Here is a 23,699-nt window from a genome sequence, read left to right on the forward strand (position 1 = left end):
GCCACCGCGTCCCGGAGTATAAACAAACGAGTCCAACTGAAAAGGACTTTTTTAGCCCCTGGCGGAATACTCGCCACGCCCGGCGGGACTGGCCTTTCGATATGTTTTCGCTACGCCTGGAATACGTCTGCGCATGCACTTGCAGATAGCTAGCCGCCATATTTCCGTCGGCTTTTCAGCGGTCGCGCAGACCCGCCTTGCGCGGCCAGGCCAGGGTGAAGCAGGCACCGCCCAGAGTCTCGCTGCGGCCGATGGAGGCCCGGCCGCCATGCCAGTAGACGATCCGCCGGACGATGGACAGTCCCAGGCCATGCCCGCCGGAAGCACGGGTCCGGCTATCGTCCAGGCGTAGGAATGGCGTAAAGAGCCGCTCCCATTGCGCCTCCGGCACCCCCGGCCCGTCGTCCTCGACATCCACCCGGCAACGCTCCAGGCTGACCCGGTAGCTGATCCTGACCCGACGATCGGCATGCCGCAGCGCATTGGTCAGCAGGTTCTGCAAGGCCCGATGCAGGTAGCGCGGCTCGGCCTCGATCCAACTGCCCAGCTCCTCAGGCACCAGCGCGCCCTCCTCGCAACTGACCAGCACCTCGCGGCGCAGCGGGGCGATCTCCTCCACCACCTGGCGCACCAGCACGCCCAGCTCCAGGCGCTGGTAGGTCAGCGGCGGCGAGCCCTGTTCCAGGCGCGCGTAGGTGAGCATCTCGTCGACCAGCTTGTCGAGGTCCTGGATATCGTTGTCCATGCCCTCCAGGTACTTCAGGCGGGCGCCGTCGGTCTCGGCGGTCTCGATCATCTCCAGGCCGAAGCGCAACCGCGCCACCGGCGTGCGCAGCTCGTGGGACACCGCGCGAACCATCTCGCGCTGCACCGTCAGCAGCCGGTGGATGTGCTCGGCCATATGGTTGAAGGCCGCGCCCAGGCGTCCCACCGAGTCGCCACCGCGCACCTCGACGCGAGTATCCAGGCTGCCGCGGGCGATCCGCGTGGCGGCCGCCTCCAGGCTGCGCAGGCGCTGCTCCAGGCGACGCACCAGCAGGTAGGTGATCAGGCCGATGAAGCTCAGGCACAGCGCGCCGAGCAGCAACAGCAGCTGCGGCGGATAGGGGTTCATCTGGAACAGCGGGCCCAGCTCCAGCACCCAGGGCGTGTCGAGGATGCCGGCGAAGATGCGGATCGAGTCGCCGTCCTTGCCCAGCGCCATCACCGTGTCGCCCTCCACCACTCGCCGGCGCTGGTCGTCGTCGAGGTCCAGCTCCTTGACCTGGAGCAGGTGCACCGGGAAGCCGAAGCGCTTGTCGCGGACGATCCGCGCAAGGTGGTAAGGCTGTTCGCTGGCCGGGTAGCGCACCAGTTCGTCCATCAGCAGGTACACCGTGGCCCGCGCCAGTTGCTCGCTGACCTGCTGCACCTCGCCGCTGAGCACCAGGTTCTCGGCGGCGCTGGCCTGGGTATAGACGGTGACGGCGTGCTCGGCGGTCTGCTTCACCAGCACCTGGCCGTTCATCAGGCGCGCGCGGCTGCGTCCGTCCATCCGCAGCTCATCCAGCCCGTGCAGTTGCAGGGGAATCCCCAGCAAGCGGCTCCACTGCGCCAGGGCGCGCTTGCGCTCGGTGGCGGTCATCGGTTGCAGGTTGTCGGCCATCAGGCGGAAGGTGCCGCGCGCCAGTTCCTCGCGGTAGTGCTCGCCGCGCACCTCGTTGATCCAGTGCAGGCCGAGCAGGCCCAGGCCGCTGACCAGCAGCAGGGCCAGGAGCATGCCGCCATAGATGCGCAGGAAGATGGATTTCATCGGCGAGCCCCCGGCCGCTGTCCGCTGCTGTTGATTCTGGCCGACCGGGACGCCCGCGCCCCGGCCCGCAGGAAAAAAGCGCCTCAGCCCTCGCCGACGAACAGGTAGCCCTTGCTGCGCACGGTCTTGATCAGCCGCGGGTGCATCGGGTCGTCGCCGATCTTCGGGCGAATCCGCGAGATGCGCACGTCGATGGAGCGGTCCTGGCCGTCGTACTCGATACCGCGCAGGGCGTTGAAGATCTCCTCGCGGGAGAGAATGCGCCCGGCGTTCGCCGCCAGCAGCCAGAGCAGGTCGAACTCGGCGCTGGTCAGCTCGATGGTGGTCCCGTCCAGCCAGGCCTCGCGCATCGCGTTGTCGATCACCAGGCGACCGAACGCCAGGCGTTTGCTGTCCGCCGCCTGGGCGCCCGCTTCCGGCGCCTCGCTGCGCCGCAACAGGGCACGGATGCGCGCCAGCAGCACACGCGGGCGCACCGGCTTGCACACGTAGTCGTCGGCGCCCATCTCCAGGCCGAGCACCTCGTCCATGTCGTCGGTGCGCGCGGTGAGCATCAGGATCGGACCGTCGAACTGCGGACGCACCTGGCGGCAGATGGACAGACCGTCCTCGCCCGGCAGCATCAGGTCGAGCACCACCAGGTCCGGGCGTTCGGCGAGGATACGCGCCGCCGCCAGTGCGCCGTTGGCTTCGATGTCGACCTTCAGGCCGTTGCCTTCCAGGTATTCCCGGGTCAGCTCGGCCAGGCGTCGATCGTCCTCGACGATCAGGATGCGCCAGGCTTCTTGCTCCACACAGCCTCCTCGTATCGCGGTCCCGGAGCCGCCGCGCGGCCCCCTCAGAGCGGCCCGCATTGTAGCCAATACGGGGGCCACGCGGCAGCACGCGAGGAACATCTTGCAAACACTACATATTGTGGGTAGGGTGCGCGCCCCGAAAGGTTGGGGAGTAGGTCTGCGCCGGTGCTTTCCGAGGGCGACGAATGGCATTCTCCAGCGCTGCCGCGGCCTACGGACGCTTCCTAGGACTCACGCACAGAAGACCCACACTTTATCCACAGGTTTCCCCCAGACTGTCACCTTGCAAACACCCCATTAGCGCATTATCTTGTATCCCCATCGTCGCCACCCCCTATATCTTGGGTTTCGAGCGCACGAACGGCTACAACGGAACCAACCGCGCACGGACCACTCTGATGGCTCCGGCGGCTCCGCAAAAAAGCATTTTCCAGACGTACTGAAAGCATCGACGGCGCTCACCGCAAGGAGCCCTTCATGACGTTGGAAAAGCGGTACGGGTGTTGCAACGGACGCTGTAAACAGACAGTCAACACCACTAGGTATTGTGTTCGACGGCAAAACGCCACGAACCCGCCAGGGCCAGGGAGGCACTCACAGTCCCCACCCTCAGCATTCGAATGAAGCAGCCGCCGCGAGGCCGGCTGCCCGGCTCTTTATCGATTCAAGGGAATGGGCGCCCCGGCGCCCGCTAGCAAAACCATTACGAGAACGTGGAGATACCCACCCATGCATACCGACACCACACGCGAGAACCCGCAGGCCAGCGCGCCGCAGGCCGCCGATTCGTCGCAGGATCTGGCCGCCACCGCGCCGGGCCAGCTGCGCGTGATCAAGCGCAACGGCACCGTAGTCCCCTACACCGATGACAAGATCACCGTGGCCATCACCAAGGCGTTCCTCGCCGTGGAAGGCGGCACCGCCGCCGCCTCGTCGCGTATCCATGACACCGTGCGCCGCCTGACCGAGCAGGTCACCGCCACCTTCAAGCGCCGCATGCCGTCCGGCGGCACCATCCACATCGAAGAGATCCAGGACCAGGTCGAACTGGCCCTGATGCGCGCCGGCGAGCAGAAGGTCGCCCGCGACTACGTGATCTACCGCGAAGCCCGCGCCGCCGAGCGCAAGAACGCCGGCGCCGCCAGCGATGTCGCCCAGCCGCACCCGAGCATCCGCATCACCCGCGCCGACGGCAGCCTGTCGCCGCTGGACATGGGCCGCCTGAACACCATCATCAGCGAAGCCTGCGAAGGCCTGGCCGAGGTGGACGGCGCGCTGATCGAGCGCGAGACCCTGAAGAACCTCTACGATGGCGTCGCCGAAAAGGACGTCAACACCGCCCTGGTGATGACCGCGCGCACCCTGGTCGAGCGCGAGCCGAACTACTCCTACGTCACCGCCCGCCTGCTGATGGACACCCTGCGCGCCGAAGCCCTGGGCTTCCTCGGCGTGGCCGAGAGCGCCACCCATCACGAAATGGCCGAGCTGTACGCCAAGGCCCTGCCGGCCTACATCGAGAAAGGCGCCGAGTTCGAGCTGGTCGATGCCAAGCTGAAGGAATTCGACCTGGAGAAACTGGGCAAGGCCATCGATCACGAGCGCGATCAGCAGTTCACCTACCTCGGCCTGCAGACCCTGTACGACCGCTACTTCATCCACAAGGACGGCATCCGCTTCGAACTGCCGCAGATCTTCTTCATGCGCGTGGCCATGGGCCTGGCCATCGAGGAGAAGGACCGCGAGGCACGCGCCATCGAGTTCTACAACCTGCTGTCGTCCTTCGACTACATGAGTTCCACCCCCACCCTGTTCAACGCCGGCACCCTGCGTCCGCAGCTCTCCAGCTGCTACCTGACCACCGTGCCGGACGACCTGTCGGGCATCTACGGCGCCATCCACGACAACGCCATGCTGTCGAAATTCGCCGGCGGCCTGGGCAACGACTGGACCCCGGTGCGCGCGCTGGGCTCCTACATCAAGGGCACCAACGGCAAGTCCCAGGGCGTCGTGCCCTTCCTGAAAGTGGTCAATGACACCGCGGTCGCGGTCAACCAGGGCGGCAAGCGCAAGGGCGCGGTCTGCGCCTACCTGGAAACCTGGCACCTGGACATCGAGGAATTCCTCGAGCTGCGCAAGAACACCGGTGACGACCGTCGTCGTACCCACGACATGAACACCGCCAACTGGATCCCCGACCTGTTCATGAAGCGCGTCTTCGACGACGGCTCCTGGACCCTCTTCTCGCCGTCCGACGTCCCCGACCTGCACGACCTCTACGGCAAGGCCTTCGAGGAGCGCTACGAGTACTACGAGGCCCTGGCCAGCTACGGCAAGCTGAAGCTGCACAAGGTCGTCCAGGCCAAGGACCTGTGGCGCAAGATGCTCTCCATGCTGTTCGAGACCGGCCACCCGTGGCTGACCTTCAAGGACCCGTGCAACCTGCGCAGCCCGCAGCAGCACGTGGGCGTGGTGCACAGCTCGAACCTCTGCACCGAGATCACCCTGAACACCAACAAGGACGAGATCGCCGTCTGCAACCTGGGCTCGATCAACCTGGTCAACCACATCGTCGACGGCAAGCTGGACACCGCCAAGCTGGAGAAGACCGTCAAGACCGCGGTACGCATGCTCGATAACGTCATCGACATCAACTACTACTCGGTCCCGCAGGCGCAGAACTCCAACTTCAAGCACCGTCCGGTCGGCCTGGGCATCATGGGCTTCCAGGACGCCCTGTACCTGCAGCACATCCCCTACGGTTCGGACGCGGCCATCGCCTTCGCCGACCAGTCCATGGAAGCCATCAGCTACTACGCGATCCAGGCTTCCTGCGACCTGGCCGACGAGCGCGGCGCCTACCAGACCTTCCAGGGCTCGCTGTGGTCGCAAGGCATCCTGCCGATCGACTCGGAGAAGAAGCTGATCGAAGAGCGCGGCGCCAAGTACATCGAAGTCGACCTGTCGGAAACCCTCGACTGGGCGCCGCTGCGCGAGCGCGTACAGAAAGGCATCCGCAACTCGAACATCATGGCCATCGCGCCGACCGCGACCATCGCCAACATCACCGGCGTCTCGCAGTCGATCGAGCCGACCTACCAGAACCTGTACGTGAAGTCGAACCTCTCCGGCGAGTTCACCGTGATCAACCCCTACCTGGTGCGCGACCTCAAGGCCCGCGGCCTGTGGGACCCGGTCATGGTCAACGACCTGAAGTACTACGACGGTTCCGTGCAGCAGATCGAGCGCATCCCGCAGGACCTCAAGGACCTCTACGCCACCGCGTTCGAAGTCGAGACCCGCTGGATCGTCGAAGCCGCCAGCCGTCGCCAGAAGTGGATCGACCAGGCCCAGTCGCTGAACCTGTACATCGCCGGCGCCTCGGGCAAGAAGCTCGACGTGACCTACCGCATGGCCTGGTTCCGCGGCCTGAAGACCACCTACTACCTCCGTGCCCTGGCCGCCACCAGCACCGAGAAGTCCACCATCAACACCGGCAAGCTCAACGCCGTGTCGGCCGGTGGCAACGACGGCCTGCAAGCCGCCCCGGCCGCCGAGCCGAAGCCGGCGCCGGTGCCGCAGGCGTGCAGCATCGATAACCCCGACTGCGAAGCCTGCCAGTGATCGCGCGTCGCTGAACGGCGTCCGTGTCGCGGCCGGGCAAGCCGGACTCCTCGCGTGGGTTCGGCCTGCCCGGCGCCTGACGGTCGCTCGTCCAGCGCCACGCTGGCAGCGCAAGGCCCCTCGCCAGGGCCAGGAACAATCCCCTTCTTCCCTCCGGGGGAGAAGAACGGCCCGGCCAGACCGTGCCGGACCACCGCTTTCGCGTGCACCTCACGCCCCATATCCAGGCCGCCGAGACGGCCGCCAGACCAGGAGAGAGCAAGATGCTGAGCTGGGACGAATTCGACAAAGAAGACCCGACCGAAGCCAAGGCCGCGCCCGCCGCCGCCCAGGCCGTTGCCCAGGGCCATGACAAGCTGGACGACGAAGCCGCCGGCTCGGTGGAAGAAGCGCGCGCCGTTTCCGCCGACGACTCCGACGCCGTCGCCCGCGCCAAGAAGGCCCTGAACGACCTCGACATCCAGGAAGGCCTGGACGACCTCGAAGGCTCCGCCGCGCGCGTGCAGGTCGGCGACAAGCAGATGATCAACGCCCGCGCCGACCTCAACCAGCTCGTCCCCTTCAAGTACGACTGGGCCTGGCAGAAGTATCTGGATGGTTGCGCCAACCACTGGATGCCGCAGGAAGTCAACATGAACGCCGACATCGCCCTGTGGAAGAGCAAGGACGGCCTCAGCGAAGACGAGCGGCGCATCGTCATGCGCAACCTCGGCTTCTTCTCCACCGCCGACTCCCTGGTCGCCAACAACCTGGTGCTGGCCGTGTACCGCCTGATCACCAACCCCGAGTGCCGCCAGTACATCCTGCGCCAGGCCTTCGAAGAGGCGATCCACACCCACGCCTACCAGTACTGCATCGAGTCGCTGGGCATGGACGAGGGCGAGATCTTCAACATGTACCACGAGATCCCCAGCGTGGCGAAGAAGGCCTCGTGGGGCCTGAAGTACACCCGCTCGATCTCCGACCCGATGTTCCAGACCGGCACCCCGGAAACCGACCGCCAGTTCCTGCGCAACCTGATCGCCTACTACTGCGTGCTGGAAGGCATCTTCTTCTACTGCGGCTTCACCCAGATCCTCTCCATGGGCCGCCGCAACAAGATGACCGGCACCGCCGAGCAGTTCCAGTACATCCTCCGCGACGAGTCGATGCACCTGAACTTCGGCATCGACGTGATCAACCAGATCAAGATCGAGAACCCGCACCTGTGGGACGCCCAGATGAAGGACGAGGCGACCCAGATGATCCTCCAGGGCACCCAGCTGGAGATCGAATACGCGCGCGACACCATGCCGCGCGGGGTGCTGGGCATGAACGCGGCGATGATGGAGGACTACCTGAAGTTCATCGCCAACCGGCGCCTGACCCAGATCGGCCTGAAGGAAGAGTATCCGGGGACCACCAACCCGTTCCCGTGGATGTCGGAGATCATGGACCTGAAGAAGGAGAAGAACTTCTTCGAGACGCGGGTTATCGAGTACCAGACGGGCGGAGCACTGAGCTGGGATTGAGATTCTCGATTTAGGTCAAGACCGTTAGACGCTGTCGCCGGAAAGGGATTTCGGGACAGTGGTAGAGATGAAGAGCCCCGCCTTGTGCGGGGTTCTTCATTAAAGAGAAATAAAAACCCAAGGTGTTCAGCAAGTTAATTCACCAAATCAAATAGAAGATATGTGCCAAGCTCACTATCCCCAAGACACCATCGACAGACTATTTGAGGACTGTCAAACAGCCCTAGAAAACAAGAAATAAAAACATGCCCAACCATTCGCTCAATCTGAAATCTCCGTAGGGCGAATAACGCGCAGCGTTATCCGCCAGCTGGCCAAGGTACGCTCCGAAATCCTTCTGGATACACGGACGATCCCCAATGCCAAGCTACCGACGAACCTGGGTCCCCGGCGGCACCTATTTCTTCACCGTCACTCTGCATGACCGCCGCTCCAACCTGCTGACCCGCGAAATCGACCTGCTGCGCCGCGTGGTCGCCCAGACCAGGCGCCGGCATCCCTTCCGCATCGATGCCTGGGTCGTGCTGCCGGAGCACATGCATTGCCTCTGGACCCTGCCGCCCGACGACGCCGATTTCGCCACCCGCTGGAAGGTCATCAAGTCCGGCTTCGCACGGCGCATCCCCTGCCACGAATCACGTACCTTCGCGCAACGGCGGCGAGGACAACGCGCCATCTGGCAGCAGCGCTACTGGGAACACCTGATTCGCAATGACACGGACTACCGGCGCCATTTCGACTACATCCATCTCAACCCTGTGAAACACGGGCTGGTTACGGCGGTCAAGGATTGGCCCTTCTCCACCTTCCACCGGGCCGTGGCTGATGGGCTTTATCCCGAGGATTGGGCCGGTGATCCTTCCTTGGAGGTCCGGGCGGCCGAGCGGGTTTGAGTCTGCTGGCGGATAACGGCTGTGCCGTTATTCGCCCTACCCCGGCTACCAAGTCTTTTTCTCGGCCTCGCAGGATGGCCGGCCCCGAGAAAGTAACCAAAGCGCTTGCCCCTGCATTCGGCCTCCTACACGACGATTCCGCTCGGCCTCCTGATGGGGCGGACCGGAGCATCGGATGTTTCTCTGGAAGAGGTAGGGCGAATAACGCGAAGCGTTATCCGCAGCTACACAGGATTTTCCTGTAACGCCCGAGCATCGGGGGATTGAAAGAACTTCGTCAAGTCGATGTACAAGCAATGGCTTCAGAGAATCGGCGGATAACTGCTTTGCAGTTATTCGCCCTACCGTTGACCGCTATCGGTGCGCTCCATAATCATTCTTCGGCGCTAAGAACGCATACCACCCAGCGGCAAACCGCTCCCGAAAGTAGCGGTGTATTCCATTGAGGAAATGCGTATGCCATTCGTTTTTCAACCCACCCTATTCATCCCCTCGCGGCCCGACACCAACACCACCTCCCCGGAGGTGCGTCATGTCTGACGCCCTCCTCCACCCCAGCCGTTTCACCCACCACCATCGGGTCCTGCGCGCCGTGCTGCTGGATGAGGAAGGCTGGTTCGTGCTCTCCGACCTGGTACGGCTGCTGGGCCGTTACCTGGGCGGTCGGGCGCCGGCGGCGTTGTGTGACGAGGCGCCGTGGCCGCTGGCGACGGCGGAACAGCGCGAGCGCTTGTTCGCCCTCTGTCATGCGCTGGAGCGGCATCTGGACACCGATCAGTGGCGGCTCGCCTGGCTCCATGACGAACGCCACGGGCCACGCCAAGACTGCCTGGTCAGCGAGTCCGGGCTCTACGCTCTGCTCTGGCTCGCAGTGCCTGGCGCGGCGCGAGGCTTGCGCCGTTGGGTCAGCGGCTCGGTGCTGCCACGCCTGCGCAGCCAGTCCCACCCCAAAACCACGCCCCAGCGCGCCGTGCTGCACTGGAAAACCGCCGAGATCGACACCCTGCACTGGCAAGGCAAGACCTGGATCCCCCTCTGCGACTGCCCCCAACTCCTCGACAGCCCACGCCCGCTGATCCGGGCCTGACCCCGCCACATGCCCTGAAAGGAGTCAGGGCTTGAAACAGCGGAGTGACCTGCTTTTACATGACTACTTGTAGTGGCCTGCAATCAGCACCGGCCTGTAATCCATCGCGGCCAATCAGGATTATCTGCGAATGAAATGGGCGGGGCACACGGGAGGCCCGGTCGAAACGCTGAAAATGCCACTACTCGTATCAAAAACGGGGCGTTTACCCGTTTTTACGCGACCGGGACCGAATCTGATGGCTTATTCGGAAGTTTCCCTAAGAAGCAGACGAAGCCCATAAACTGACTTCGCCTGATCTATATTTTTGGATATAAAAGACTATCAGCTATATATAGCCATATTTCTTCAGAAGCTCTCTAACTTCCTGTTTTAGCTCCTCTTCATTTATCTCACCATCATCATCCTTCGGGCCATCCGTGAAGCAATCTGCCATTCCAAACATAAGTCTGAGGCAAGCGCCAAGATTATCATCATCCTTTTTTAGCAATCCTGACGCACCTTCGCTACGCCACATTTCAAAGAATTTTTTTGTGAAACTCTTTCCGCTTAACGATCCATCCAAAAAATTTCTTGCAAGATCAATAAGTGCCATGCTCATTTAAAGCACCTCATTCTCAAAATAGTTTTTTCCTGCTTGCTTCCTGGTTCAAGATACCACCCTGACAAAAACATTCCATCCTCTTTGAGAACAACCACAATATTAGTGTCAGGATTGTAAAACACCTTGGATCCTTGATATCTATGATAAACACCTTTTTCAATAGTTGAAGGTGAGCCAAGGTGTTCCAGAATTTTATCTCTGAACTCCGCCAAGGTGGTGTTATTTGCATTTCTGCCGGCGAAGCCAAAGTCATCGGCATGACTTTGATATTTCTTAAGCAGCTGCTTTCTCGTGAATATACCACTATCAAGAGGACTACTGAGCATTACATAAACAGGTTTGACTCCAGAATCCGCCGGGAAAATCACGATCAGATCGTTTAGGTCCAGTAGCATTCCCGGATAGGACTCCGGGTCGGTCTTCAACGGTGTGAGGGCCGCTCCCTCATATACCGGCACCGGCTTCGATACGACCGGAGTGGTACTCGAAGGGTTCTGGTTTCCGGGAGGACTCGCCGGCGTCCAGGTCAGGATAAGCGGCGGTGCTTCTGCGACCGTAGAGGGAACCGTAACCTCGTACAGTCCTGTTGCGGTGTTATAGGCCGCCATCCGGACTGGAACGGCTTTCGGAACGCTCACACCATCGGTGCTGACCACCGAAAGGGTCGTCGTGCTGCCCCGTGCCTCGTTGGTCAGTCGCATCGGCAGATCGACGGTACCACCTGCTTTTGCAACCGCGTTCAGATTTACGCTTGAGGGAAGCCCCAGCTTGTTGGCATCCATGCCCAGGGCGTAACGAACGCTATCGGGCGTTTGGTCCTGCCATTGCTCGGCAGTCCGGGAGGAGTAGGTCAGACTGGCAAAGCCCACGGCCATCACCGAGGGTGCTGAAACCAGGACCCGGCCCAGGACGGCAATCGCATCGGAGATCGCTTGAGCAAGGGATGCGGCGCCTTGTGCGACCTGGATCAGACCCCGGCCTGCGGCGGTGGCGACAACGCTGCCATTGGCCGGCATGGCATAGGTATTGGCAGCTCTTATAGCCGCTTGCTGGCGGGCCTGCTCTTCGGCTTTGCGTTTGGCCTCAGCCGCTGCTTGTTCACGCGCCTTGTTTGCTGCGGCCGCCTCAATACTTGCTTTGGCGGCGGTCAACGTATTCATGCGGATCTGGAGACTACTGATCGCTTCGGTGAAGAGTTTTACGTTATACGCTGCCGTGAGACCTTCCATTTCCCTGTCGAGGAAGCGCATATAGGCTTCAGGTCCGTTAATATTGCCTTCTCGCACCGCTTGTTCACCGATCTCTTCCGCCGTACGGGTAAGGAAATTCTTTGCACCCAGGCTGGTAATCTTCTTCTGATTCAGCAGTAGTTTTTGATTCTTTTGCTGGAGGGCGTTTCCAACGATGGTCAGACTGCGGTTGATGACGTCCAATGGTGCAAGATTCTTTGCCGGACCAAGAGCGGCATCAGCCTTATCCAGCTCGGCTTGTACCGACGCCTCAAGTTTTTTCTCGGCATCTCGGAACTGAAGCTCGATCTCCCTGCGTTTTTCTTTAACCTGAAGAGGAACATAGCGTCTGGGGTCAACGCCCAGATCAGCATAACTTTCAAACTCTTGCCAGCCATTTTCAGTGGACGAATCCAAGCCGTGCTCTATAGGTCTGGCAATGGGGCCAATGCCGGTACCTCCCCCAGGGCCGTAATAAACGTCTCCGCTTGCCGTAACAGTTGTAGAGTTGAAGTGGATAAGGTCAGCAATGGGTCGTGCCATATGTATTTCCTACTTCCATGAGTGCATGGCTGATTATTTACGTCGAATTAGCCTTTTTAAACACCCCTTGCCAGATGAGCGCCAATACACTGGAAATACACTTCAATCAAACTGCAATATCCCGTATCCAATGACCCAGAAGGCCCATCCTTGGCCATTCCCTTCTACGAAACGACCTCGTTTGCGCATGCGCCCATCCAGCGGTCATTTTCTGCACGCAAACCTCATCTACCCCTGCCAGTCACGGAAGCCGCATACCTTCAGTTCATTAACGAAGTCCCACTTTCAAAATTCATCCATGCCGCCCCTTCGCGAGCTTCCGGACAAAACCACCCTGATTGCGAGCCCAGCGTTTTTGATTGCAAGCCGCTGTACCTGGTCAGGCCGTTTCCGCAGCGCATGAAGTCCTGGCCGATATACCGGCAGGGCCAGCCATCGTTCGACGAATAAAGCCGCCTCAGCCATGATGCCCTTTCCATCCTCAGCGGAACCCCGACATGGACGCCAAAGCTCTGCTCCTCGGCAGCCTCTGCCTGGCCGCCCCATTCGCCGACGCGGCGACGCTCGACAATGCCCTCTCCGCCTGCCTTGCCGCCCGGCTCGGTGCACCGCACACGGCGGAGGGCCAGTTGCACCTGCCATTCACCCTTGAGGCCCGGCGCTCCACAGGCGAATGCGGCTGTACCTCGGCGCTGGTGCGATATCGGCTGCTGGCCAGGGGCGCCAGCGCCGACAGCTTCGTGCTTCAAGAGGGGCTGCTCGATAGTCGCCAGGACACGCCGCGCACGCTGACCCTGGCGGCGGACGCCGGCTTGGCGAGCGGCCGCGAACTGGTCGTCACCCTGGGTTGTCAGGCGCCTGACTGACAGGCCGGGCTGTCACCACCAGGCCGAGATGGACGCCCTGCATGCACACGCCGATCGGCAAGCCTCCCGTTCGCACATTCACCACTCTGCAATCCAGTTCATAAATCCCATAAAAGCCCTCTTCCGCTCCCCGCCAGCCTCCCCGCAACCCGCACCCTAGACGCCCCGCCGCTCTCCGCCGGCTCGCCCGACAAGAAAAACCAACCGCTCGATCAGCCTCATCCTTCACCCATCACAGGAGCCATCGCGATGCACCTGATACCCCATTGGATCCCCCTGGTCGCCAGCCTCGGCCTGCTCGCCGGCGGCTCGTCCGCGTCCGCCGCCGAGGAAGCCTTCGATCTCTGGAACGAATGCGCCAAAGCCTGCGTGCTCGACCTCAAGGACGGCGTGCGTTCCAGCCGCATGAGCGTCGACCCGGCCATCGCCGACACCAACGGCCAGGGCGTGCTGCACTACTCCATGGTCCTGGAGGGCGGCAACGACGCGCTCAAGCTGGCCATCGACAACGCCCTCAGCATCACCAGCGACGGCCTGACCATCCGCCTCGAAGGCGGCGTCGAGCCGAACAAGCCGGTGCGCTACAGCTACACGCGCCAGGCGCGCGGCAGTTGGTCGCTGAACTGGCTGGTACCGATCGGCCACGAGAAGCCCTCGAACATCAAGGTGTTCATCCACGAACTGAACGCCGGTAACCAGCTCAGCCACATGTCGCCGATCTACACCATCGAGATGGGCGACGAGTTGCTGGCGAAGCTGGCGCGCGATGCCACCTTCTTCGTCAGGGCGCACGAGAGCAACGAGATGCAGCCGACGCTCGCCATCAGCCATGCCGGGGTCAGCGTGGTCATGGCCAAGACCCAGCCGCGCCGGGAAAAGCGCTGGAGCGAATGGGCCAGCGGCAAGGTGTTGTGCCTGCTCGACCCGCTGGACGGGGTCTACAACTACCTCGCCCAGCAACGCTGCAACCTCGACGATACCTGGGAAGGCAAGATCTACCGGGTGCTCGCCGGCAACCCGGCGAAGCATGACCTGGACATCAAGCCCACGGTCATCAGTCATCGCCTGCACTTCCCCGAGGGCGGCAGCCTGGCCGCGCTGACCGCGCACCAGGCTTGCCACCTGCCGCTGGAGACTTTCACCCGTCATCGCCAGCCGCGCGGCTGGGAACAACTGGAGCAGTGCGGCTATCCGGTGCAGCGGCTGGTCGCCCTCTACCTGGCGGCGCGACTGTCGTGGAACCAGGTCGACCAAGTGATCCGCAACGCCCTGGCCAGCCCCGGCAGCGGCGGCGACCTGGGCGAAGCGATCCGCGAGCAGCCGGAGCAGGCCCGTCTGGCCCTGACCCTGGCCGCCGCCGAGAGCGAGCGCTTCGTCCGGCAGGGCACAGGCAACGACGAGGCCGGCGCGGCCAGCGCCGACGTGGTGAGCCTGACCTGCCCGGTCGCCGCCGGTGAATGCGCGGGCCCGGCGGACAGCGGCGACGCCCTGCTGGAGCGCAACTATCCCACTGGCGCGGAGTTCCTCGGCGACGGCGGCGACATCAGCTTCAGCACCCGCGGCACGCAGAACTGGACGGTGGAGCGGCTGCTCCAGGCGCACCGCCAACTGGAGGAGCGCGGCTATGTGTTCGTCGGCTACCACGGCACCTTCCTCGAAGCGGCGCAAAGCATCGTCTTCGGCGGGGTGCGCGCGCGCAGCCAGGACCTCGACGCGATCTGGCGCGGTTTCTATATCGCCGGCGATCCGGCGCTGGCCTACGGCTACGCCCAGGACCAGGAACCCGACGCGCGCGGCCGGATCCGCAACGGTGCCCTGCTGCGGGTCTATGTGCCGCGCTCGAGTCTGCCGGGCTTCTACCGCACCGGCCTGACCCTGGCCGCGCCGGAGGCGGCGGGCGAGGTCGAACGGCTGATCGGCCATCCGCTGCCGCTGCGCCTGGACGCCATCACCGGCCCCGAGGAGGAAGGCGGGCGCCTGGAGACCATTCTCGGCTGGCCGCTGGCCGAGCGCACCGTGGTGATTCCCTCGGCGATCCCCACCGACCCGCGCAACGTCGGCGGCGACCTCGACCCGTCCAGCATCCCCGACAAGGAACAGGCGATCAGCGCCCTGCCGGACTACGCCAGCCAGCCCGGCAAACCGCCGCGCGAGGACCTGAAGTAACTGCCGCGACCGGCCGGCTCCCTTCGCAGGAGCCGGCCTTCTCGGGGCCTGGCCATACATCAGGTTTTCCTGATGCCAGCCCAATCGAATATGAATTCATCCTGATAGGTAATCCGCCTAACCTGCGTCTGCCACGCTTTCGCTCGTCCCGGAAGCGGCCATAACAATTCCAATAGCCGACGAGGACTCTCCATGCTCACCCATCGCATCGGTGGCATCCGCCTTTCCCCTTCCCCGCAGCGCTCGCCCGGAGACCGCCATGACTGATCTCCGCGATGCCTCCCGCGACGAACGCCTGCTGGCGGCCCACGGCTATCGCCAGGAACTGGAGCGCGGGCTGAGCCTGTGGTCGTCCTTTTCCGTCGGCTTCGCCACCATCTCGCCGGTGGTGGGCATCTACTCGGTGATGTCCCTCGGCGCCATGAGCATGGGCCCCTCCTGGGTCTGGGTGGTGCCGCTGTGCCTGCTGCTGCAGTTCGGCGTGGCGCTGGTCTACGCCGAGCTGTCCTCGCAGTTTCCGCTGGCCGGCGGCTGCTACCAGTGGGTGCGACGCCTGGTGGGCGACCGCCTGGCCTGGTTCACCGGCTTCCTCTACCTGGCTTCGGCGCTGGCCTCGCTGACCACCGTGGCCTACCTCGGCGGCTTCTGGCTCGGCCTGCTGGCGACCGGCGCGCCGCCGTCGGCCAACGGCCAGGTGCTCTGCGGCGCGCTGCTGCTGGCGCTGGGCCTGGCGGTGAACCTGCTGGGGATCAACCCGCTGAAGTACTTCGTCAATGCCGGGATCGTCGCCGAGGCCATCGCCTCCATCGGTATCGGCGTGCTGTTGCTGCTGTTCTTCCGCAACCATCCGCTCGACCTGCTGTTCAGCGGCCCGGGCGGCACAGGCGGTGCGGACGGCGCCTACCTGGACGGCGTGCTGACCGCGCTGGCGGTGGGCGGCTGGGCCTTCCTCGGCTTCGACGCCTGCTCGCAGATTTCCGAGGAAACCACCGATGCCCGCGTCTCCACTCCCCGGGCGATCCTGCGCTCGATGCTGGTGGTGGGACTCACCGTGATGCTCACCGCCTTCGCCGTGACCCTGTCCTACCAGGACATCGGCGCGGTGGTCAGCGGCCAGGTGGTCGACCCGGTCACCCCGGCGGTGGTGGACGCCTTCGGCGCCTGGGCCGAGCGGCCCTTCGTCGCAGTGGTGCTGATCGCCTTCGTCGCCTGCGTGGTGTCGGTGCAGACCTATATCGGCCGGGCGATCTTCGGCATGGCGCGCGACGCCATCCTGCCCGGCTCCGCCCTGCTGCGCCGGGTCGACCGGCGCAAGGTGCCGATGGCGGCGATGGTCTGCAGCACGCTGCTGGCCAGCCTCGGCCTGGCCCTGGGGCTGAACGCCACGGCGGTCGGCACGCTGATCGCGTTCGGCAGCGGCGGTTTCTTCGTGGTCTTTCTGATCGTCGCCGCCTGCGCCCTCTGGGCCCGCCTCGTCGGCCGCTGGGACCCGGACAAGGGCGCCTTGCGCCTGGGACGCGCGGGGCTGGCGGTGAACGTCCTGGCAGTCGCCTGGCTGTCGTTCGAGGCGCTCAACGTCGCCTGGCCGCGGGCCAGCCTCGCCCCGCCCGACGCGCCCTGGTTCCAGGTCTGGGCGGTGGTCGTGGTGTTCTCCGCGCTGGCCGCGTTCGGCCTGCTCTACATGGTCATCGCCAAGCCGCATCGGCGCATCGCCACCAGCCTCAGCTTCGCCGCTCCGCCGGCGGACTGACCCGCACGCGCCGGCCGTTCCGGCGCCTCCTCCGGTTGTTCCCGCACGCTGGCTTCGCGCCCGGCGGGGCCCGGCTCATCCTGCTTTCACGGAGCATCGCCATGAGCGACCTGCATTACTGGAACTACCCCACCGATATCCTCTGCGGCGTCGGCGCCCTGGAACAACTGCCGAGGCGTTGCGCGCTGGCGGGCGCACGCCGGCCCCTGCTGGTCACCGATCCCGGCATGCTCGCCCTGGAGCCCCTGCGCCTGGTGCGCGAGTGCCTGGAACGCGCCGGCATCGACCATGACCTGTTCCACGAACTGTCGAGCAACCCCAGCCTCGCTGAAGTCCACGGCGGCGCCAGGCGCTTCGAGGCTGGCGGGCATGACGCGCTGATCGCTCTCGGCGGCGGCAGCGCCCTCGACGCGGCCAAGGGAATCGCCCTGCTCAGCCGCGATCCGCACGGCCTCGAACGCTTCGAATGGACACAGACGCTGCGCAGCTATCCGACCCTCGCCGACTACCCGCTGCTCGGCCTGCCGCCGCTGCTGGCGCTTCCCACGACCGCCGGCACCGGCTCGGAACTGGGACGCGAGGCGGTGCTGACCGACACGCAACTGGGCATCAAGCGGGTCGTCGGCCATCGCGAGCTGCTGGCCGCCTGCGTATTCCTCGACCCGCGCCTGACCCGCGGGTTGCCGCCGGCGCTGAGCGCCGCCACCGGCATGGACGCCCTCACCCATCACCTGGAGGCGCTGTTCTCGCCGCTCTACCATCCGATGTCGGCGGGCATCGCCCTGGAAGGCGTGCGCCTGGTCAGGCAGCACCTGGAAAACGCCGTGCGCGACGGCAACGACCTCGCCGCCCGGGAAGGCATGCTGGTAGCCTCGGCCAGCGCCGCAGTGGCATTCCAGAAGGGGCTTGGCGGGGTCCACGCCCTGGCCCACCCGCTGGGCGCTCGCCATCACCTGCACCACGGCCTGCTGAACGCCGTGCTGCTGCCCTACGTTCTGCTGGCCAACCGCCCGGCGATAGAAGCCGACGCCGCGCGCCTGGCGCGCTACCTGGAACTCGACGAAGCGAGCTTCGACGGCCTGCTGGCGTGGATCCTCGAACTGCGCGCGCGCATCGGCATCCCGGCGAACCTCGCCGCCCTCGGCCTGGATGGCGAGGACGCGCAATGGGTGGGCGAGCAGGCGCTGGCCGACCTGTCGTCCTCGGCGACCAACGCCCTGCCGCTCGATGCCCGGGATTATGCGCGCATCTACCGCCAGGCGGTGGCCGGGACTCTCGCCTGAGCGCTCAGGACGCCAGGCCGTGGACCTGCAGCAGGTCGTCGATGAAGGCGCGGGCGGCTTCGCTGAGGGGGCGCCCGGCATAGACGATCATGCTGTGCTCCACCGGATAGCTCAGCCGCTCCGGCAACAGCGCGCGCATCCGCCCGCGCTCGATCCAGGCTTCGGCGTAATGGGTCGGCAGGTAGCCCAGGTGGGTGCCGGCCAGCACGGCATGGGCGACCGCTTCCATGTGGTAGGCGGTGGCGCGGCTGCGCGACGGGCGTAGCGGCAGGACCAGGTTTTCCGGCAGGAAGCCATGCATCACCCAGTCACAGGCGGCGATCCGCTCCAGGGTCGGCTGCGCCTCGGCGAACAGCGGATGGCGATCGCCGCAGAACACGCCGATCTCTTCGCGATACAGCGGGCGGTATTCGAGGCTCGGCCGCGAACGGCTGAAATAGGAGATCGCCAGGTCCAGCTCGCCTTCGATCACCGCCAGTTCCAGCTCGGTGGGCGAATTGACGAAAAGGTTCAGCTGGACATCCTGGTCGCGCCGCTGGAAGCGCGCCAGCGCATCGCCGAAACGGGCCTGGGGCAAGGTCGCGAGATTGTCCGCCAGGCCCAGGTACAGCTCCCCGACCAAACGTCCGGATAACGCCTGCGCCTGGTCGCGAAACAGGCCGATGGCGTCGAACATCGTTCGCGAAGCCTCCAGCACCCGGCGACCCTTGGCGGTCAGTCGGAAGCCGCCCTTGCCGCGCTCGCAGAGCCGGTAGCCGAGGCGCTTCTCCAGGCTGGCGATGTGCATGCTGATGTTCGACTGGCTCATGTTCAGCTCGGCCTGGGCCGCGGTGAAACCGCCGCACTTCACCACGCAGGCGAAGATGCGCAACAGACGCAGGTCTAGGTCGGTGACGTTTCTCAGCATGGCGGTCCGATCCGGCGCGAGGTCCCGCAGTCTAGCCGAGCGCCGCGACACGCGGCCATCCAGCGGCGGCGCACGGCGCACCAGAGGCGCTGGCGTATCATCGAAAATCTGGTCTATTCCAATTTCTTGAAAATACGTAGAAAAGTCCCGCCAAAAGGTGCCGCCAGGACAAGAAAATGCACCAATCCCAGGCAATCCCTCGAAAAAATCGAATCGTTTCGCTCCGCTTTTGGTCTAGACCATAAAAATACCCGGTGCTAGATTGACCTTCGCCAGCCGGCCCAGCCTGACCGGATCGGCGCCACGCACCGCCACCAAGCCTTCACAATCCATCTCAGCCTCGGCAGGACCGAGCAGGAGCGCGTCGACAGCCAACCTTGCGCACGAAAAAAGTCATGGGAAAGGCATCTGGCCTAGACCATTCATCCGGACAGCTTTGCAGCAGCACAACAAGAACAACCTCCCCGCACTGTCTAGACCCATAGGGACCCACATGAACAACCACAACGGTACCCTGCACCGTGGCTGGCAATCGCTCCAGCGCTGGCGCATCCAGATCTTCGTCATCACCTGGCTGGCCTACGCCGCCTTCTACTTCACCCGCAAGGCCTTCTCGGTGGCCAAGCTCGGCATCGCCGAAGACCCCTCCTTCGAGCTCGACAAGAGCGCCATGGCCGATCTCGATGCCCTCTACCTGGCCGCCTACGCCGTGGGCCAGTTCATGTGGGGGGTGTTCGCCGACCGTTTCGGCACCCGCGTGGTGGTGCTCGGCGGTTTGCTCACCTCGGCGCTGGCGGCGCTGGCGATGGGTACCTTCGCCACCCTGCCGATCTTCGCCGCCTGCATGGTGGTCCAGGGCCTGGCGCAGTCCACCGGCTGGTCGGGGCTGTGCAAGAACATCGGCGCCTTCTTCGCCACCTACGAGCGAGGCCGCGTGCTCGGCCTGTGGAGTACCTGCTACGCCTTCGGCGGGCTGGTGGCGACGCCGTTCGCCGGCTGGTGCGCCTACCGGTTGACGCATGACTGGCGCATGGCCTTCCTGTCCTCGGCGGGAGTGGTGCTGGCGGTGGCCGTGCTGTTCTTCTTCCTCCAGCGCAACCGTCCGCAGGACGTCGGCCTGCCGCCCGTGGAGGCCGAGGCCGCGCCCCCCGCCAACGCGCCCCGGCCGAGCCATTCCGGCGCCCTGCTGAAGGCGCTCAGGAATCCCCACGTGCTGGTCCTCGGCATCGCCTACTTCCTGCTCAAGCCGGCGCGCTACGCGATCCTGCTCTGGGGCCCGGTGATCATCTACGAACGCATGCCGGAGATCGGCAAGGTCGCCTCGGCCATCGTGCCTTCGGCCTTCGAGGTCGCCGGGCTGGCCGGGCCGATCCTCATCGGCCTGGCCTCGGACAAGCTGTTCGGCGCCCGCCGCATGCCGGCCTGCGTGCTCAGCCTGGCGGCGCTGACCGTGAGCCTGGCGCTGTTCGTCCCGGCGATGCAGAGCGGCAGCCTGTACCTGGTGGTCGGCCTGCTGTTCATGATGGGCGTCACCCTCTACGGGCCGGACTCGATGATCAGCGGCGCCGCCGCCATCGACTTCGGTACCAGCGAAGCAGCCGGTACCGCCACCGGCTTCGTCAACGGCTGCGGCTCGGTCGGGGCGATCCTCGGCGGCCTGCTGCCGGGCTACTTCGACACCCTCACGGTGTTCTTCGTGTTCACCGCCACCGCGCTGCTCGCCAGCCTGCTGCTGGTGCCGTTCTGGAACAGCCGGCCAGGCGCGTGCCGCGTCGAACCGAAGGCGCATGCCGGCGGGCCGCTGCTGGCGGCCGGCAAGCCGCGTTGAAACCTCGCCGAACCACCGCCCGGCGCCAGGCGTGCCGGGCCAATCCCTAGCGAACAAGGAACCGCCTATGCCACTTGCTCTCTTCGACCTCGACGACACCCTGATCGACGGCGACTGCGCGACCCTCTGGGGGCGCTACATGACCGAACTGGGCTGGGTCGAGAAGACCGCCTTCCTGCACCAGGAACGCCGCCTCATGGAACTCTATGCCGAGGGCCGGCTGGCCATGGAGGACTACATGGACTTCAGCCTGGCGCCCATCGCCGGCCGCACCCCGGCGGAGATCGCCGGCGCCGTCGAGGATTTCGTCGCGCGGATCATAGCGCCGCGCATCCACGCCGACGCCCTGCGCTGCCTGGAACGCCACCGCAAGGCCGGCGACCGCCTGCTGATCATCTCCGCCTCGGCGCACTTCCTGGTCAGCGCCATCGGCCGCCGGCTGGGGGTGGACGAGGTGCTGGCGATCGACATCGAGGAGCGCGACGGCCTCTACACCGGGCGCACCCGCGGCACCCTCACCTACCGCGAGGGCAAGGTCCGTCGCCTCGACGCCTGGCTGGCCCAGGAGGGCGAGACGCTGGCCGGCGCGACCTTCTATTCCGACTCGCGCAACGACCTGCCGCTGCTCTCGCGGGTCGACCGGCCGCACACGGTGAACCCCGACCCAGCGCTGCTCGGGCACGCCCGCGAGGCCGGCTGGCCGGTGCTGCAATGGCGCTGAGAAGGCGCGCCGCGCTATACCGCCGGCGGCCCGGAAGCATTACCCTGTAGCCCCCCGGAGCCCCAGCGGAGAAGCGTCGATATGCGCGACGAGCCGTCCCGACCCCTGACGGTGATCTACCAGTCCCTGCGCGAGCAGATCGAGCGCGGCCTGCTCGCGCGCGGCAGCAAGCTGCCCAGCGAACGGCAGTTGAGCGAGCTGTTCTCGACCACCCGCATCACCCTGCGCGAGGCGCTCGGCCAGTTGGAGGACCAGGGCCTGATCTACCGCGAGGAACGCCGCGGCTGGTTCGTCTCGCCGCAGCGGCTGCTGTACAACCCGCTGGTGCGCAGCCACTTCCACGCGATGGTCGCCGACCAGGGTCGGGTGCCGGAGACCGAGGTGCTCGGCGCGGCGATGATCCCGGCCAGCGTCGACATCTGCCAGCGCCTGGAGCTGCCGGCGCTGTCGCGGGTGTTCCAGATCCGCCGGGCGCGGCGGGTCGACGGGCGGCTGGTGCTGTACGTCGAGCACTACCTGAATCCCGCCTACTTTCCCGGCATCGAGCGCTTCGACCTGACTCGCTCGCTGACCGATCTCTACGCCAACCACTACGGCATCCGCTACGGCCGGGTGCGCTTCGAGATGGTCCCGACCATCCTCCCGGCGGAGGCCGCCGGGCCGCTGCGGGTCTCGGTGGGCAGCCCGGCGCTACAGATCGTGCGGGTCAACCGCGACCAGGCGGGCCGCCTGATCGACTGCGACCTGGAGTACTGGCGCCACGACGCGCTACAGGTCAACGTCGAGGTGCCCGAGTAGCGCTCCTCGACAGCCTCAAGGTTGGCCAACGACCAAGGATTGGACGAATCAGCCAGGCGCGCGATGGCAGACTGCGGTGCAGACAAGCAGAAGACGGCATCCCAGCCACACAAGGGATTCCCCGTACGCCTGCCCCCTATTCGATCTCATCAAGCGCTCCCACAGCCTGACCGGTCAGCCGTTCGTCCCAAAACCCCGGCCACTACGTCACCGTGCACTACAGACATCATGCTACCGAGCACTGCCAGCGCCACATCGCTTCCTCAACCTGGTTACCCTGATCGGCAAGCCGAAGGCGCGGCTGTTTACCACCCGCACCTAATACGCAGCAGCGCCCGGGCCCCCGACGACCTGCTGGTCGGCACGCTGCCGGCACTCTGGAGCATTCCGGGGCTACAGCGTCGCCCGCGACTACGGGCTCGGAGCCGACGACAGCCTCCTGCGCTAAAGAACGGCGACCAGCTCTCCGGAATAGTCGGTCCTGTACATGAATAGCTTCGTCATACCAGCGCCCAGCCCGTTCGTCCGTGCCGACAGCTTCAGCCCCTGCATGACGTGCCACTATATTGCCGGTATTATCCATGGCAGATTCCCCCCACGCATGGAGACGATATGGACCTATATGGAATTGTTGGCGCAGGTGGGTTCGGGCGTGAAGTCATTCCATTGGCAAACAAGAACCTTCGCATGGTCAGCCAGGGCAATTTCCGCTTGGTATTCATCGATGATGGCGATGTGGCAAAGAACGTAAACGGCTACGACGTACTCACCACCGAGAAATTCCTGGCGCAGAAGGCGGGCGAACGATTCTTCAATATCGCCATCGGCAATAGCAGGATCCGCGAGAAGGTATGCAACATCCTGCTGGATGGTGGCGCCAGACCCTTCTCGATCTCGGCATCGAACGCAGTCGTCCTGGACGGCAACGAACTTGCCGAAGGCAGCATACTCTGCCCATTCTCCATGGTGACCTCGAACACCAGGATCGGAAAGTTCTTCCATGCGAATATCTATTCTTATGTGGCACACGATTGTGAGATAGGCGACTTCGTGACCTTCGCCCCTTCCGTGAAATGCAACGGCAACGTCAGGATAGAAAGTCACGCCTACATCGGGACGGGGGCGGTCATCAAGCAGGGAACGCCGGAGCATCCAATAGTGATCGGCGAAGGTGCCGTGGTGGGAATGGGAGCTGTGGTTACGAAAAGCGTACCGGCAGGTGCCGTGGTGGTTGGCAATCCGGCGAAGCCGCTGGTGCGCAAGGAAGTGGCGGGGTAAGCCAGGTCGAGGGGCAGTCTTCCTA

At 64.6% G+C, this 23,699-nt stretch carries 16 protein-coding genes and 1 pseudogene; 12 read left to right on the forward strand and 5 right to left on the reverse strand.

From position 1 onward, the window contains the following. Nucleotides 1–175: 175 nt before the first annotated feature. The gene (locus LJF27_RS08530; protein WP_003449089.1) at nucleotides 176–1,792 is read right to left on the reverse strand and encodes an ATP-binding protein; all 1,617 of its coding nucleotides are present in this window, start codon (nucleotides 1,790–1,792) and stop codon (nucleotides 176–178) included. 83 nt (nucleotides 1,793–1,875) lie between these two features. Continuing rightward, nucleotides 1,876–2,586, reverse strand: coding sequence for a winged helix-turn-helix domain-containing protein (locus LJF27_RS08535; RefSeq protein WP_003133838.1), 711 nt, complete (start codon nucleotides 2,584–2,586; stop codon nucleotides 1,876–1,878). Between the two features lie 732 nt (nucleotides 2,587–3,318). Between LJF27_RS08535 and LJF27_RS08540 the strand changes: the two genes are divergently transcribed. From LJF27_RS08540 to LJF27_RS08555, 4 genes are all read left to right on the forward strand, one after another. Further along, on the forward strand, nucleotides 3,319–6,210 hold the full coding sequence (locus LJF27_RS08540; RefSeq protein ID WP_003082358.1) for a ribonucleoside-diphosphate reductase subunit alpha: 2,892 nt from the start codon (nucleotides 3,319–3,321) through the stop codon (nucleotides 6,208–6,210). A 263-nt stretch (nucleotides 6,211–6,473) separates the two neighbouring features. Then, nucleotides 6,474–7,721 (forward strand): ribonucleotide-diphosphate reductase subunit beta, encoded by a 1,248-nt coding sequence (locus LJF27_RS08545; protein ID WP_003086547.1) that lies wholly within the window; start codon nucleotides 6,474–6,476, stop codon nucleotides 7,719–7,721. A 359-nt stretch (nucleotides 7,722–8,080) separates the two neighbouring features. Further along, the gene (locus LJF27_RS08550) at nucleotides 8,081–8,614 is read left to right on the forward strand and encodes an REP-associated tyrosine transposase (protein ID WP_003112472.1); all 534 of its coding nucleotides are present in this window, start codon (nucleotides 8,081–8,083) and stop codon (nucleotides 8,612–8,614) included. A gap of 532 nt (nucleotides 8,615–9,146) precedes the next feature. Further along, nucleotides 9,147–9,701 carry a Bro-N domain-containing protein gene (locus LJF27_RS08555; RefSeq protein ID WP_023116693.1) on the forward strand — a complete coding sequence of 185 codons (555 nt, stop codon included), beginning with the start codon at nucleotides 9,147–9,149 and terminating at the stop codon, nucleotides 9,699–9,701. 328 nt (nucleotides 9,702–10,029) lie between these two features. On the opposite strand, the gene LJF27_RS08560 is transcribed toward LJF27_RS08555, so the two are convergent. Further along, nucleotides 10,030–10,302 (reverse strand): colicin immunity domain-containing protein, encoded by a 273-nt coding sequence (locus tag LJF27_RS08560; RefSeq protein WP_071535197.1) that lies wholly within the window; start codon nucleotides 10,300–10,302, stop codon nucleotides 10,030–10,032. Nucleotides 10,303–10,409: 107 nt separating this feature from the next. Next, nucleotides 10,410–12,077 (reverse strand): annotated as a pseudogene (locus LJF27_RS08565) (S-type pyocin domain-containing protein); the annotation flags it as partial. A gap of 497 nt (nucleotides 12,078–12,574) precedes the next feature. On the opposite strand from LJF27_RS08565, the gene LJF27_RS08570 reads away from it, so the two are divergent. From LJF27_RS08570 to LJF27_RS08585, 4 genes are all read left to right on the forward strand, one after another. Next, nucleotides 12,575–12,943, forward strand: coding sequence for a DUF2195 family protein (locus tag LJF27_RS08570; RefSeq protein ID WP_004348661.1), 369 nt, complete (start codon nucleotides 12,575–12,577; stop codon nucleotides 12,941–12,943). A gap of 249 nt (nucleotides 12,944–13,192) precedes the next feature. Further along, complete coding sequence (gene toxA / locus LJF27_RS08575) at nucleotides 13,193–15,109, forward strand: exotoxin A (RefSeq protein ID WP_023116695.1); 1,917 nt, start codon at nucleotides 13,193–13,195, stop codon at nucleotides 15,107–15,109. Between the two features lie 259 nt (nucleotides 15,110–15,368). After that, complete coding sequence (locus tag LJF27_RS08580) at nucleotides 15,369–16,859, forward strand: APC family permease (protein ID WP_003123143.1); 1,491 nt, start codon at nucleotides 15,369–15,371, stop codon at nucleotides 16,857–16,859. Between the two features lie 101 nt (nucleotides 16,860–16,960). Further along, entirely contained in the window at nucleotides 16,961–18,142 is a 1,182-nt protein-coding gene (locus LJF27_RS08585) for an iron-containing alcohol dehydrogenase (protein ID WP_003101834.1), read from the forward strand. Nucleotides 18,143–18,146: 4 nt separating this feature from the next. Here LJF27_RS08585 and LJF27_RS08590 read toward each other — a convergent pair whose 3' ends face one another. Continuing rightward, nucleotides 18,147–19,049: a LysR family transcriptional regulator gene (locus tag LJF27_RS08590; protein WP_003086538.1), complete on the reverse strand. Its 903-nt coding sequence runs from the start codon at nucleotides 19,047–19,049 to the stop codon at nucleotides 18,147–18,149. Nucleotides 19,050–19,542: 493 nt separating this feature from the next. Here LJF27_RS08590 and LJF27_RS08595 point away from each other — a divergent pair, with 493 nt between their 5' ends. From LJF27_RS08595 to LJF27_RS08610, 4 genes are all read left to right on the forward strand, one after another. Continuing rightward, nucleotides 19,543–20,877, forward strand: coding sequence for an MFS transporter (locus tag LJF27_RS08595; RefSeq protein WP_012614394.1), 1,335 nt, complete (start codon nucleotides 19,543–19,545; stop codon nucleotides 20,875–20,877). Nucleotides 20,878–20,944: 67 nt separating this feature from the next. After that, on the forward strand, nucleotides 20,945–21,598 hold the full coding sequence (locus LJF27_RS08600) for an HAD family hydrolase (RefSeq protein ID WP_229601848.1): 654 nt from the start codon (nucleotides 20,945–20,947) through the stop codon (nucleotides 21,596–21,598). A gap of 81 nt (nucleotides 21,599–21,679) precedes the next feature. Then, nucleotides 21,680–22,396, forward strand: coding sequence for a UTRA domain-containing protein (locus LJF27_RS08605; protein ID WP_003086532.1), 717 nt, complete (start codon nucleotides 21,680–21,682; stop codon nucleotides 22,394–22,396). 612 nt (nucleotides 22,397–23,008) lie between these two features. After that, a complete protein-coding gene (locus LJF27_RS08610; RefSeq protein WP_023103356.1) occupies nucleotides 23,009–23,674 on the forward strand; it encodes an acetyltransferase in 666 nt (221 codons plus the stop codon). Nucleotides 23,675–23,699 lie beyond the last annotated feature (25 nt).

The sequence above is a fragment of the Pseudomonas sp. 203-8 genome (assembly GCF_020708595.1).
Classification (GTDB): Bacteria; Pseudomonadota; Gammaproteobacteria; order Pseudomonadales; family Pseudomonadaceae; genus Pseudomonas; species Pseudomonas aeruginosa.